The sequence below is a fragment of the Rickettsia endosymbiont of Orchestes rusci genome (assembly GCF_964030945.1).
Lineage (GTDB): Bacteria > Pseudomonadota > Alphaproteobacteria > Rickettsiales > Rickettsiaceae > Rickettsia.
Map to the genome: position 1 here is coordinate 106,849 of NZ_CAXIQG010000004.1, position 14,464 is coordinate 121,312.

Here is a 14,464-nt window from a genome sequence, read left to right on the forward strand (position 1 = left end):
TATAAACAATAACATATATGTACTAAATTACTATGAAATATGGATATGCACGTGTCTCAACAAAAGATCAGGTTTTAGACTTGCAAATTGACGCACTAAAAAAAGCCGGTTGTGATAAAGTATTTCTAGAAGTAGCCAAGGGGATCAAAGCAGATCGCCCTGAGTGGATAAAACTTCTAAGTGCAATTAAATCAGGTGATACATTAGTAGTATGGAAATTAGACCGTATTGGAAGATCTCTTCAGCATTTAATTAAAACAGTTAATGAACTAATATCTAATAATATTGATATAATTAGCTTAAAAGATCCAATCAATATAATAACAGCTCAAGGTCGGTTAATGTTTAATATTTTTGCTTCACTTGCTGAATTTGAAAAAGATTTAATTCGTGAACGTACCATGGCAGGTCTTAAGTCTGCAAGAGATAGAGGGCGAATGGGAGGACGACCGAAGGGATTATCAGAAAAAGCTAAACGAAATGCAGGTATTGCTGAAGCATTATATAAACAGAATGAACTTACGTCCGATCAAATTGCTTCTCAACTAAATATTTCCAAAACAACATTATATAAATATTTACGAATAAGAAATGTAAGCATAGGTAGTTTTAATAGTGATTAAGGTAAAGAGTGACATTAATTAATCTTTTGAAATACGGGGATATTGTAGAGATAAAAAAATAAAACCGCAAAAATGGGTGTTCTTCCACTAGACCCGTAATAGGCGCGAGGAGCGAAGCCTATAAATTAATAGGCGAGCCGACGAGCAACGATGTAGGCGAGTGGGGATCAGTTGATTATGTAATCAATAAAAGCCTGCCGTGCATAAGGCTGCTGATTATTATAAAAGAAATATCTATTAAAAAAATAAGTGGTTAAAGTTAGGGCTTGTTTTTTTTCGGCTAAAGTAATTTCATGATTGCTTAAAGTTAGAAATCTTGGTAAAATCAATAGCTTATCGTGATAAGGTAATCCTATTTCCTCACATAACGCTCGCCCTGATTTGGGAGAAACGTAACTTAAATTGCTTGTTACCTTGGTAACTGCGCACTTATCAAGCACTAGTTCATAACCCGCTTCGGCTAGCATCGCAAGCTCAAAATTAATATAATTCCGGAAACAAAAATTTTCTGTTAATTTCCCCAAATATTCTACCAGAAAAGTAAAAAAATTAGGATGGCTTTCTCGCTCATGAAAGGCAAATTTAATTAAAGAGATAACAGAATTGAAAGCATAAAGCTTAGCTTTATTACTTAATAATAAACCGCTATAAGCTTTAATAAGCTCGCCCCTTGCTAGCCCTATATGCTCATGTAACCTTGCCTGCCAAAAAAAGTCTATAATATTTCCTTCTTGATATATCGCTTTAGTTTTTTTAGACGATTCTTTAGTGAATCCTGAATATAACCCATGATTTTCAGTAAAAACCGTAAGAATAAAAGAATTTTCTTTTAAAGGTTTTTTAGCAATTATTATTCCTATGTCTTTGAAGTTCATATATTTTTATTGCTTCAGCTGAATTACCGGTATATGTTATATCTTTATAGTTAAGCTTAATTGCCGTAAATAATGCCGGATGATTATCTTCTACATTTACAATGATTTTTACAATTTTCTCTAAAAATTCTTTAGTTAATTGCTTAAACATATAATCAACAACTAACATCCCATAATATTTCGTGCTACCGGCCTTATTTGTTAATATAATTGGAGCATCACAAGACAATAAAAAATTCCTAGCATCCTCTAGATTTTCTATTTCATAAACTACCGGCTGTTGTGTATTCATAATAAGCCCTTATGTCATTCTCGTACAGCATTGGCATTGTTGCATGGCTACCGGAATCGTCATTGCGAGGAGGGACAAAGTCCCGACGTGGCAATCTAGGAAAAAAATAGCCAGGAATGCTATGGGAATTATTATTTTCTGGATTCCCGCTTTTAGCTAGAATGACATACTGCTGCCCTTTATGTCATTCCTGCGAAGGCAGGAATCCAGAAAAATAATGGTCATGCTGAACTTGTTTCAGCATCTATTGAAAAATATCCTGAAATAAATTCAGGATGACTATTAATTTTCTAGATTCCCGCCTGCGTGGGAATGATATAGAACATGCTTTAACCTATCCACGCAACAACAATTCTTGAAAGACGAGCAGTATATATTATTTTATTATCTCTTTTAACTCTCTTAAATGAGTAACAGAAGAAATAAAATCATATTGTAAATTTTCTAACTTAGAGCAAATAATTTTATTAAATCCAAGCTTGACGGCTTCTTTTATTCTAGCATTGGCTTGGGATGTTTTTCTTATTTCTCCGGATAAACCTATTTCCCCGAAAAATACGCTTTGTTCAGGTACCGCTATATTCGTTGCGGCTGAAATTAATGCGGCAGCTACCGCTAAATCCGAAGCCGGCTCAGTAATTTTAAGACCTCCCGCAACGCTTAAATACACTTCATGAGCAGATAAATTAAGCCCTATTCTACTACTAAGCACCGCTAAAATCATCGATAACCGGTTTAAATCCCATCCAACGGCGGAACGCCTAGGAGTAACCATATTTGAAGGCACGATTAACGCTTGAACTTCCGTAAGTAGCGGTCTTGATCCTTCAAGACCCGCAAAAATTGCAATGCCGGTTACGTTTTTATCGCGTTTCATTAAAAATAATTCAGACGGGTTAGATACTTCCGTCAAGCCCGTGCTACTCATCTCAAAAACACCGATCTCCCCTACTCCGCCGAAACGATTTTTATAGGAGCGTAAAATACGAAAATGGTTATTATGATCTCCTTCAAAATATAATACCGTATCTACCAAATGCTCTAATATTTTAGGACCCGCAAGTTGCCCGTCTTTCGTTACGTGACAACTAAGCAGCAGAATAATATTATTTTGCTTAGCATAATTTACTAGTTCGTAAGCGCAAGCACGAATTTGAGAAACAGTACCGGGCGGGGAAGATAATTCTTTTGTTGAAATGGTTTGGATAGAATCGATAACTACTAAATCAATATTTTCTTTATTTGCCTCAATGGTTGAAATAATATCTTCTAAATTAGTAGCAGCTAAAATATTTGTTTCTTTATTTACTAGCTCTAGCCTTAAAGCCCGGAGTTTTATTTGATCAAGCGATTCCTCACCTGTGATATATAAGCAATTGATATTTATAGGAAATGAGCTGGCGACCAACTGCAATAACAAAGTTGATTTACCGATTCCGGGATCACCGCCGATTAAAATAGCGGAACCGGTAACAAGCCCGCCGCCGAGAACTCTATTTAATTCGTGGATAGGTGTCGGGATACGTAATTGCTCGATCGCAACGCTTGAGAGTTTTTCTATATTTTGTTTACTACCGGCTTTTACAAGCGCTTTATTTGAGCTTACTATTTCTTCGAGAATTGTTCCCCATACTCCGCAATCAAAACACTGACCTGACCATTTAAGGCTAACATTACCGCAATTTGAGCAGGTATAGTGTTTTTTTTCTTTGCTCATACTTTATATATGTATTCTTATGTTAGTGTCATTACTGCGAGGCGTTGTTAGGTGGATAGGTTAAGCGTGTTCAATGTCATTCCCGTGAAAACGGGAATCCAGGCTTTCTTTTGTCATGCTGAACTTGATTCAGCATCTAATTAAGGATATCCTGAAATAAATTCAGCATGACTCTATAATTTTTCCGGATTCCCGTTTTCACGGGAATGACATCATCTTTTAGACATTTCTCATTTCACGCAACCGTAACATAAGTATACCTTAAAACAAGTAACTTACTCTTACCATATACCTTATCTTTAATTATTTCTACATCTTTATCTAATAGGTAATTATCGGTTTTAGACATTTCAATAACTATAATAGAGCCGTTTTTTAACCAGTTATTTTTTATGAGTTCCTTCATTACTTTAGGCACTATATTATTGTAATATGGAGGATCAATAAAAACGAGGTCAAAAACTTTATTAGCTTTGGGTAGAATTAAAGCATTTATATTAACAAAATAAGCTTTATCCGACTCTCCTAACGTTTTAGCAAATTCTTTCGCCGCTTTCAGACATTCAAGATTTGCATCGATCAAGGTAATAGTTCCGACGCCTCTCGATAAAGCTTCAAAAGCGAGGCTACCGCTACCGGAAAATAGGTCTAAAACATTAATGTTATTTTCAAATAATTTATAGTCAATAAATTCTCCGGAGCTTAAGATACTAAATAATGCTTCACGAAACTTGCCGGTAGAGGGTCTGTATTTCGCTTTTTCTAAAGTAGGTATTACTAGATTTTTATACTTACCGGCTATAATTTTTAACACTTATTTTGCCTTGACTTTTCCGGGATTTTTACTGTTACTAATAACTTTTTGCGTATGTTCTCCAACAACTGCTCTTTTATCTATTTTAATATCTTCTTTCTTATTCTTCACCTTAGGAGGCAAAACATTATGTTGCCGTAATATTGCTGCTTGTTTAGAGTTATCAATATTATTCTCAACCTTGTTTAGATTATTTGCTTTTGCTTTTTCATTTTCTTTAGCATAATTCTGTCGTGCTTGCTGTGCTTCTTTTACTTTTTCATCAATATCTTCAGGCGGCGGCGAGATATATTTATCTATAGTTGCACTTAAATTTTTAGAAGCTTCTTTTAATTTAAGTAAAGGTTTTTGAGTGATTTTATATGTAGCAATTGCAGCTCCCGTGCCAACTATAGCACCTCCTGCTGCTAAAGCAATTGCAGCTGTGGTTCCAATTCCTGTTACGGCAAGTATAGGCAATACGGCAAATGGAGCAGCTGCTACTGCGAGCCCCACTACCACCGCAACTGCTACCAATGCTTTTTTACTTGCCAGGAGATTTGTAATGCTACTAATTCCTTCCGTAGCTCCTTTACCGATTTTAGTACAAAATTGTCCGATAGTAGATTTTAAAAACCAACCGCTTTGTTCTCGAGCATGAATTTTATCTTTCAATGCGCTTATTTCATTAATTTCTGCTAAATTTTTAGTGCCGTTTGCATTATGATATTCTACCTGACCTTTTGCAACTCCCTTAGTATCATGTAGTTGCGTCCCGTCATCTATTTGCGCTCTATCAAAGTCTGCCGCTTCTTTATTAATTCCGCCTAAATTTGTTCCTTTAAGATTAGCTCGTCGAAGATTAGCTTCTTTAAATATAGATTCTGTAGCGTCTGCGCACTGTAGATTTGCGTTTTCTAATACTGCCTTAGTAAAATCACCTTTTGATATAACTGCTCTTTCCGCAATAAGATTTTTCAAATTAGCTTCTCGAGCTTGTATATTTGCGGCAATTGCATCCGAAATATTTAAACCTTCTGCATTCGCCTTAGTCAAAATAGCATTACTTAGGTTACTAAATTGTGCGCTTGCGTTTTCAAGAGTTGCTCCGGTAAGATCGGCAAATGCAAGATTTGCTTGATCAAGTAAAGCTTTTTCCATAGGAGCGTTAACCAATTTAACCCTCTCCATAACAGCCTTTCTAAAATCTGCTTCCTCTAAAGATAACATCTCATTAAACTCTGCATCGCTAAAGTAAGATTCCCTTGCAACAACGCCTTTCATGTTACAGTCAGTAAATTTTACTCCTAAAGCGTGTGCATTATCTATAAAAGCTTTTTCAAAATTTGAAGAAATTATAGTAGCTTGATCTAACAATCCTTTAGTTAAGGTTGTTTCTCGCATTTTTACATCTTGCATATCGGCATAAGCAAGAGATATCCCTGTAAGGTTAGATTGATTCCATTCTGTATCTTTAACAGTTACTTTTTGGGCATCGGCATTAATCATTATAGTCGCATTAAAATTACTATTACTAATCTCTGACTGCGATAAATCCACTTTCGGCATATAAGCACGAGACATATCACTATCTTTAATGATACTTCCTTTTAAATCGGCAAAAAGAAATTTAGTATCGCTAGCTAAAACTTTTTCAAATAATGCTTCTTGCAAATTTGCTCCTTCAAAATTTGCCGCTCTCATATCGCAATTAATGATTTTAGTATTTTCTAAGTTAGCACCGACAAATAAAGCTTTCCTAAGGTCAAGATTTTTAAGCTCTCTGCCGGCTAAATTTATGTCTGAAAGATCGGGAATTATATTTAAGTCCGCCGATAATTTTTTTTCCTTTCTAATAAATTCTATCAGAGATAATTTATCTTCATGCTTTGCAGCTTCTTTTAAATATGTTTCAAACTCTTCTTCTGTTAATTTTATCGAAGTTTTTAAAGCGCTTCTCTCTTGTGCATTTGAGCCTATACCGTAAGAGTGGTCTGTTTGAACGGGTATATTTTCATCTAATAATTGCTTAAAAATTGTATCAATATTATTGCCGCAAAACATTCTAAGATTATCGGAGGCAAATATTTCAGTTTCTAATATATTTGCTTCTTTTTGTAATTTTTCTATTGCTAATAAATTCTTTTGACGAGCTTCCTTAATATTTTCTTCACTATTCCAAAATCTATTAGCAAATGCCGTCAAAATACCCGGATTGTCTAAATTTTGTCGTAACGCTTTTAAGTCGTCTTTTTTTTCTTCTAACTCTTTTTGTTTTGCAGTTAAATCCTTTTCATTTTTTATATCTTTATCTATATATTTATTTAATTTTTCAATATCAGAAAAAGCTACTTTTATGCCGTTAATTTTTTCAGATAAATTATTGATTTCTAAAGTTTCTTCATTAATATCCGTATAATTGAAATCTGTATAATGAAGATTTGCGCCTCTTAAATCGGTATTAATAAACTGACACTCATTAAATTTTGTGTTCATTAAATCAGTATCGCATAAAACTGCATCAGTAAAATTACAGTTAGTAAATATAGCTTCCTTTAATATTACTCCTTGTAAATCGGCATTTGTAAGATTTAAATCATTTATTTCTTGGTTAGCTAAATTGGCGACAATAATTTTATTATTATCTTCTTTATAATATTTATCTTTTATAAAATCATTAAAAGGAATACTATTATTTTCTTTTAAGTAATCGATATAGTCTTTTAAATCTTGAGTATTGCATGAGTGAGAAGTAAGCAGTAGAGAATTGGGCATAATTTACCTAAAAATTTACTTAATTAAATAGCCTTCAATAAAAAGTATAAAATATTACATAACTTGTAAACTTTTTATATATTTTACTTCCTTATACTCCCCGGCTTTAAGATTATCCAGTGTAAAATTCCCATATTGAGTTCGGATTAAACGATTAACTTTTAAACCGAAATATTCAAATATTTTTCTAATTTCACGATTTTTTCCTTCAGTTAAAACTACTTCAAACCATGAATTAGTTGTGCTTTCCTGAATTAGCTTTATTGATTCCGGATTATAATATATACCGTTAATTTTTATATTGCGGTAATTACCATTTAATAAAGACTGAGGGTTTCCGTAAGCTCTTACCTTATATATACGCTTTATTTTATTTGCAGGCAATTCAAATTGCCTTGCTAAATCACCGCTATTAGTGAGCAATAACAATCCTTCACTATTTAAATCTAATCTACCTACTGAAATTACACGAGGCAAACCGACCAATTCTTCAAATACTGTTTTTCGAGCTAACGGGTCTTTATGAGTGGTAATTAAACCTACAGGCTTATAATATATCCAAAGCCTTGTTCCTTGCTGCTGATTTATTAGTGTTCCTGATACTTCAATTTGATTGTCATCGTTAACATTTGTTGCAGGATATACAATTATAGAACCGTCAACTTTTACCTTACCTGCAATGATTAATCCTTCTGCATCGCGCCGAGAACACACTCCGGAATTACTAATTGCTTTGGCTAGTCTTTGCATATGATTTAGAGATTCATTTGAAGAGTTATAATTTGATGTTATTATTGCTGCGTGGATACCCCAAACGTCATTGCGAGCGGGCATTGTTGCGTGACCTCGTCATTGCGAGGAGGCGTTGTTGCATGGATGGTTAAAAACGCTCTCGGTGTCATTCCCGCGTAGGCGGGAATCCAGAAAAATTAAACTAAAGATGTAACGATAATTTACAATTATATAGAAAAAAGCCTTGCAAGTTAAGGCTTTTTAGCTTGGATTCCCGCCTTCGCGGGAATGACATCGGGAACGTTCGTACACTTCTGGGGCAAACCACGGTATGACACCATACCTATCATATCCTTCTATCAGTTTTATTTTGAAATTTTAAAGCTTCACTTTTATTTACATTAAGAAATAATTCAAAATCTTTACTATTAAATTTAAATTTAGCGATATTTTCATTATAGGATTTATTTTTATCAAATCTTGCATCTTTATTTTTATCGATAGCAAGTAATTTTATAAAATCTTCTTTTATTTTATCCGGAGTAGTAGCATCATTTAATCCATGAATCAAAGTTTTTAATGAGTTTGTATCGGCTTTTAAAGTATTATTGCGGCTAAGTGCTGCAACTATTACATATTCTTTAAGCTTTGTTTGCAATTCTTCAGGTGATAATGCTCCGGGTTTACAAAAAGATAATAGCATCTTTGCTTTATCCTCTTGATTTTCAATAATACCGTCTTGCCATTTTGAAGGTTTTTGTTCATTTGAGGGAATTATCATCTCTAATAATTTCGTCCCAAAAGTCTTATTCAAGTTTTTATTGTTATAAGCCTCATAAACATTTAATAAAAATTTTTGATGCTCAAATGTTTTATCGGCTTCTTTACCTAATTGATGGTTATCTAAATACTCTCTAGTTTGACAATATCCTTTGATATGTAAATAATCGGCATATTTTTGTGCATCGTTAAAGTCAAGGGTATCTACTCCCTTGGTATTCAAAACTACTGTATTTAAAGCATTTTCACGTAATTGTTCATTAGTCTCTTTTAAAGTTTCGGTATATTTAAATTTTCCACTAACTCTTGCAAGAGTTTTAAACAGTATGTCAGCTAAAAACTTTACAACTTCACTTGGATTTTCAAATTTTTTAGCACTATATATAGCAATATTTGCATCGGCTTCCATACCGCTACCAAAAGCCATAGCTAAGGTTCTTCCTTGTTTTTTTGCTAAGGTAATTTCCTCCATATCATCGCTTACGTCTTTTATGTCAAACTTCGGTTCATTTCCGGAGAAATATTTTGTCGGTATATTATCCCTATAACCGCCGTCAACATATAACTTATCGTCAATTTCTACCGGTTCAAAAACTAATGGAATCGAGGCGGAAGCACGGCACGCTAAAGCAATTTCAACATTCGGAGTATCAAAACTATTAAAAATAGTTAACTCGCCGGTATCTTTTTGAACTGCGGTAACGACTAAATCTTTATATTGCACAGGGTCATATTGTCGCAGTAATGTTATATCCTTAAAATATATTTTTCCTTGATTTTGGTATCTTTCTCGTAGCTCATCAAGTGCTTTATCATCTGCTACATTTACGATATCCGATCTTTGCAAAAAATTTCCTATATTTTCTTTGATCGTACTCTCTAACAGATCATATAAGGGTTTACCGTCTTTATTTATCTGAATCGGTCCGGCAGAAAATCCTTTTTTCCCAAGTAATGATTGTAAATTGGTATTTTTAGAAATTTCTTCAAATTTTTCGGGGGTTGTACCGGTAGCAGCAAGTGCTGCGGTTATAGCACCGGCAGAAGAACCGGCAACGCCTTTAACTCCGTCAAATATTCCTGATTCTTTTGCAGCTGCATAAGCACCTGAATATATTGCACCTTTAGCCCCGCCGCCGCTAAAAGCTATATATTCAATAGGGTTTTGCTGCGCGTCTTGCATTTCTTTGATTTTAGACATGACTTATTTATACTCTTGTTGGTATACGAAGATCAACTTCAAAAAGAGTAAGGCAATTTTTGAAGTTCTATCTGAGTATACTATTTTATTAAATTACGTTCGGCAAATTCCCAATTAATCATATGTTTAATAAAGATATCAACATAATCAGGGCGTTTATTTCTATAATCAATATAATAAGCATGTTCCCAAACATCACAAGCTATTATAGGCTTCATTCCATTAACTATAGGAGTTTCGGCATTAGCTGTTTTTATAATTTGTAACTTATTATCATGATATATAAGCCACGCCCAACCGCTACCGAATTGCCCTATTGCTGCCGTTTTAAATTGCTCACGGAAATTTTCAAAACTACCGAAATCTTTATTGATTAATTCTAATATTTTGCCGGTAGGATTACCGCCGCCTTTCGGTTTGATTGAGTGCCAAAAAAAACTATGATTCCATATTTGCGCTGCATTATTGAAAATTGCATAGCTTGAATTGCTAGAAGAATGAGCTATTAATTCTTCTAAATCCATTTTTTGTAATTCCGTATCGTCTTTTAATAAGTTATTTAAATTGGTAACATAGGTTTGATGATGCTTACCGTGATGATAGTCAAAAGTCTCGGCTGTAAAATGCGGCTTGAAACTATCTTTATCATAAGGTAAATCCGGTAAAACGAAAGGATAAGAAGTTTGATTAGATTTAGTACAGTAAACCATATATTTTTCTCCTATTTAATTTATATAACAATAATCCCTGCAGCTTGACTTGCATTTTTCAATAACTTATCAAAGGTTGCCAGTGGTAATCCAAAGCGTAATGCCAATTCCAAATAACTAGCGTCATAAAGTGTTAACTTATAACGTTCTGCTAATTCCATGGTTTCAAGCCAAGTATGTTCTAAGGTTGTTTGATCAACTTTTATATAAATATCTTTCAAGGTGTAAATTGCTTGATGACGTTGAATCGTGGTAAGACGTCCTGAGCGTTCTGCTGATAGTAAAGAATTACCTATTTCAAGCCCCCAAACTGATGGAACAATTGCACCCTCTTTTACAGTTTTATTTAATATTTTTAAATCTGCTATCTCGTCAGGCATAAACCACGAAAGCGTCACTGACGAATCTAAAACAAAAGATGTCATTATTACTTCTTCCCTATATCTCTATATTTCTTCCACTCTTCCCAATCGGCAGGTTGTAAATTAATTTCCTTAGCAAGTTTTCTAAGCCTTATAGCTGCTAGCTTTGCAACCTCAATATCGTGTGTAGTATTAACCGGTACAATCTTTGCAGCAGCAACGCCTCTTCTAGTAATTAAGATTTCTTCACCTTTACTAGCTCGATCAAGTATCTTAGAAAAATGGGTTTTAGCATCAAAGGCGGTAATTGAATTTTGCATGTAAGTAAACTAGTTTATTGTCTAGTATTATTATATTTTCTTTTTAAGAAAATGCTACTTAAATCTAGATCAACTTAAAAAAATCGGCAGCTAAGTAAAGTGAGCCGGTTATTATAATATTTGCTTTATTATTACCGCTTAATGCACTTATTTCTTTAATTGCATCCTCAAGCGAGTCGGCTGTCGCAAAATTAATACCGCTCCTCTCTCCTCTTTGGCTAATTATCTCTGCGCTATAACTTAAAGGTTCGGATAATACTTTAACACCGTACCCCTTAATTGTCAAACCCCTAAAATACGAACAAAATTCTTCAATACTCCTATTTTTAGTCATTCCGAGTATTAAATATATTGGAGGTTCAAGGTTATCATACGCCCAAGCGGCTAGCACTTGCGCGCTGCCGTTATTATGCGCACCGTCTACCCAAATTTGTACAGCATCATTCATAAAGCTTGATACAAGCGAATTTTTCTGGATTCGCCTGTACTCACGTACTCTAGTATGGTAGCTTAGCTCACCCTTAAATTCATCTTGTCTAAAACTTTCTGAATTTAGCTGTATATTACTTTTTGTTAATTTAGAATATTTTTGTGGATCAATTTTTTGAATTCTCGCCGGCCAGATAGTGTTTTTGAGTCCTTTTTCTATAGCTTTATTATCAATATTAAATTGCTTGTTAATTAAGGTTATTACGGCAATAACCGCAGCGGCATTTATTAATTGATGATCACCTAGAAGAGACGGAGCCGGAAATTCATAAGTAAAATTTTTTGATAAGTAAGAAAAACCTTCAGCTGTTTTTTTCATCCCAAAATCATATTCATAACAAAAAGCCGGTGAGTTTAGTGCTGCAGCTTTGGTAAGTAGCACTTCATAAACTTCCTCCACCTGCGCACTAATAACACAAGGTACAAAGGGTTTTATAATACCGGCTTTTTCCTTCGCTATTAAAGGCAGAGTTCCCCCTAACCGCTCTATATGGTCATATGAAATCGGCGTAATTAACGTAATTAAAGGATTTGGCACTATATTAGTAGAATCTAGGCGACCGCCAAGTCCCGTCTCTAAAATTAATATGTCGGCTTTATTATTTGCGAATGCTAAAAAAGCCGCTGCCGTAGTACCGTCAAAAAAAGTCGATTCAACATTTGCTTTTATGCTTGCTATCCTAGTTTGCTCACAAACTTCCCAAAGTTCCGAATCAGAAATTTTCTCGCCGGCTATTACTATTCTTTCGTTAAATTCCAGCAAATGAGGTGATGTATAGACATGTACTTTATAACCGGCGGCGGTAAAAATACTTTTAAGCATAGCTGCGCTTGAGCCTTTACCGTTAGTGCCGGCTATATGAATAACAGGCGGGAGCTTTAGATGAGGATCACCTAAAGCTTTCAGCAAGATAGCAATATTTTCAAGATCGTATTTGTCGTTATTTTTCCAGGTTGGAACCGGAAAATGCGGCATTCTCATGTGTGTTTATTATGCTTATTTAATCTAGGTTTCACCAAATTAATAAGCCCGATTAATAATAACGGAGCAGAAATTGAATTAAACAACATAAAAATACTCCTAAATTTGTATTAGTAATGCATAAAATATAATCTTAAGCTAGATAAATCAAGTTATATTTTATTATTATAAATCAACTACCGGTAACTTTAGGAGTTTCGGAAACGAATTTAAAACACGGCATCCCCTCCCTATTTAAGGCCTTGTTGCATGGCTTGCATACCGATAACTTGATAAAGCTTGCCTTGATAATGTTGATATATACCGGAGCGCATCATAAATCAAACTTTTACCGGCATAACGACAAAAATATCTTTTGGGGTTTCGGGGAATTTAATAAGCACCGGCGAAGAAGCATCAATAAAATATAACTCCACTAGGTCGGCTTTAGCTTTTAATACATCTTCTAAATATTGTGGGTTAAACCCTATTGTTAAAGGCTCTGCACCGTCATATTCATAAAAAGCCTCTGCTTCTTTAGAAGATTCAATAGTCTCTTTGGCGTCTCCTCTTGCTTCACCGGTAGCACTAATTTCAAGACCTTCCGCAGATAAAGTTAATTTCACCGCCTTAAATTTATCAACCGTTATTATAGCAATCCTATCTATAGAATCGGCAAATATTTTGCGGTTAATCACTAGTTTAGTGTTGCTACTCGCCGGAATAAAAGCCCCGTAATCAGGGAAAATACCGTCTATTAGCTTGGATAGCATAATAGTGTCTTCATTACATATAAATTTAATTTTGTTCACACTTAAGAAAATCTCGATATCCGCTTGAATATTCTTGGCATCTTTTACTATTTTTAAAATTTCTTCGGCACTTTTTTGTGGAATAATAATACCGAAATCTTCTATTTTTTCTTTTAATGCTATAGATGAAACCGAAAGCCTATGACCATCGGTACTAGCAGCGCAAAACTCGCCGTCTTTCACATGTAGATAAATCCCGTTTAAATTATAACGGGTTTCATCGGTAGAAATTGAAAATTTTGTCGATTCAATTATTTTAGCAAAATCTATGCAAGAGATTTTTAAACTTGCTTCTACCTGAATGTTATCCATTACCGGAAATGAGGATGCCGGCAGAGTGAACAAATTAAAATGACAATTTTTACCTAATATTTGCAATCCGGATTTACCTAAATCAGTTAAAGTAAGCTCAGTATCAGGAAGTTTTTTAACTATATCATTTAAAGTTTTTGTTGATACCGTTAATTCCCCTTCATTTACTACCTGAACACCTATTTTTTGGCTCAAATATAAATCCATATTTGTGGAACTAAGTTCTAACATATTGTCCTTTGCCGATAATTTAATATTTGCAAGCTCCGATATTACGTTACGTTTTTCGACGACGGAACTGGCAAACGCTAAAGCATGAACTAATGATTTGGTATTAATTATTATCTTTAACCTGTTGTTATTCTCATTCTTATTAATTATTTCCATTTTGTCTCCTTAAATTTTTTATTAAAGTAAGCTAAACATCGATGTCATTCTCGCGCCATTGTGACGTTGTTGCATGGCTCGGAAATTAATACAAAAAAACCCGTCATTGCGAGGAGCCGTAGGCTTTGTTGCATGGATCGAAAATTGCTATATTTTGGGTATTCTTTAAAAGTACCGCGATGTCATGCCGTGGCTTGACCACGGCATCCAGTCAGGCTTTTTAATTTTTTCTGGATACCGTGGTCAAGCCCACTACTGTACGAACGTTTAAATAAAGAGGTAAAAATTCTGTCATTCCGTGGCTACGACCACGGAATTCAGCT

The 14,464-nt window shown here is 34.3% G+C and carries 13 protein-coding genes; 1 reads left to right on the plus strand and 12 read right to left on the minus strand.

The annotated features are described in order from the left end of the window. Positions 1 to 32 precede the first annotated feature (32 nt). A complete protein-coding gene (locus AAHM91_RS04060) occupies positions 33 to 623 on the plus strand; it encodes a recombinase family protein (RefSeq protein WP_342269928.1) in 591 nt (196 codons plus the stop codon). A gap of 167 nt (positions 624 to 790) precedes the next feature. Here AAHM91_RS04060 and recO read toward each other — a convergent pair whose 3' ends face one another. The 12 genes from recO to dnaN form a co-directional block, all read right to left on the minus strand. Beyond that, the gene (gene recO / locus AAHM91_RS04065; protein WP_342269964.1) at positions 791 to 1,498 is read right to left on the minus strand and encodes a DNA repair protein RecO; all 708 of its coding nucleotides are present in this window, start codon (positions 1,496 to 1,498) and stop codon (positions 791 to 793) included. Next, positions 1,464 to 1,790 carry a hypothetical protein gene (locus AAHM91_RS04070; RefSeq protein ID WP_341792689.1) on the minus strand — a complete coding sequence of 109 codons (327 nt, stop codon included), beginning with the start codon at positions 1,788 to 1,790 and terminating at the stop codon, positions 1,464 to 1,466. The genes recO and AAHM91_RS04070 overlap by 35 nt, the downstream gene beginning before the upstream one ends. 376 nt (positions 1,791 to 2,166) lie before the next feature. After that, positions 2,167 to 3,507, minus strand: coding sequence for a DNA repair protein RadA (gene radA / locus AAHM91_RS04075; protein WP_341792691.1), 1,341 nt, complete (start codon positions 3,505 to 3,507; stop codon positions 2,167 to 2,169). 235 nt (positions 3,508 to 3,742) lie between these two features. Then, entirely contained in the window at positions 3,743 to 4,321 is a 579-nt protein-coding gene (gene rsmD / locus AAHM91_RS04080; protein ID WP_342269965.1) for a 16S rRNA (guanine(966)-N(2))-methyltransferase RsmD, read from the minus strand. Next, positions 4,322 to 7,075 carry a pentapeptide repeat-containing protein gene (locus tag AAHM91_RS04085; RefSeq protein ID WP_342269966.1) on the minus strand — a complete coding sequence of 918 codons (2,754 nt, stop codon included), beginning with the start codon at positions 7,073 to 7,075 and terminating at the stop codon, positions 4,322 to 4,324. A 54-nt stretch (positions 7,076 to 7,129) separates the two neighbouring features. After that, positions 7,130 to 7,825 (minus strand): pseudouridine synthase, encoded by a 696-nt coding sequence (locus tag AAHM91_RS04090; protein ID WP_341792694.1) that lies wholly within the window; start codon positions 7,823 to 7,825, stop codon positions 7,130 to 7,132. A gap of 328 nt (positions 7,826 to 8,153) precedes the next feature. Beyond that, a complete protein-coding gene (locus AAHM91_RS04095; protein ID WP_342269967.1) occupies positions 8,154 to 9,788 on the minus strand; it encodes a patatin-like phospholipase family protein in 1,635 nt (544 codons plus the stop codon). A gap of 80 nt (positions 9,789 to 9,868) precedes the next feature. Continuing rightward, complete coding sequence (locus AAHM91_RS04100; RefSeq protein WP_342269968.1) at positions 9,869 to 10,498, minus strand: superoxide dismutase; 630 nt, start codon at positions 10,496 to 10,498, stop codon at positions 9,869 to 9,871. Positions 10,499 to 10,518: 20 nt separating this feature from the next. After that, a complete protein-coding gene (locus AAHM91_RS04105) occupies positions 10,519 to 10,923 on the minus strand; it encodes a type II toxin-antitoxin system VapC family toxin (protein WP_341792697.1) in 405 nt (134 codons plus the stop codon). Between the two features lie 2 nt (positions 10,924 to 10,925). Then, positions 10,926 to 11,180 carry a type II toxin-antitoxin system Phd/YefM family antitoxin gene (locus tag AAHM91_RS04110; RefSeq protein WP_253307610.1) on the minus strand — a complete coding sequence of 85 codons (255 nt, stop codon included), beginning with the start codon at positions 11,178 to 11,180 and terminating at the stop codon, positions 10,926 to 10,928. 64 nt (positions 11,181 to 11,244) lie between these two features. Next, positions 11,245 to 12,651, minus strand: a complete 1,407-nt coding sequence (locus AAHM91_RS04115) for a palindromic element RPE3 domain-containing protein (protein WP_342269969.1) — start codon at positions 12,649 to 12,651, stop codon at positions 11,245 to 11,247. 320 nt (positions 12,652 to 12,971) lie between these two features. Then, entirely contained in the window at positions 12,972 to 14,141 is a 1,170-nt protein-coding gene (gene dnaN / locus AAHM91_RS04120) for a DNA polymerase III subunit beta (RefSeq protein ID WP_342269970.1), read from the minus strand. Between the last annotated feature and the right edge of the window lie 323 nt (positions 14,142 to 14,464).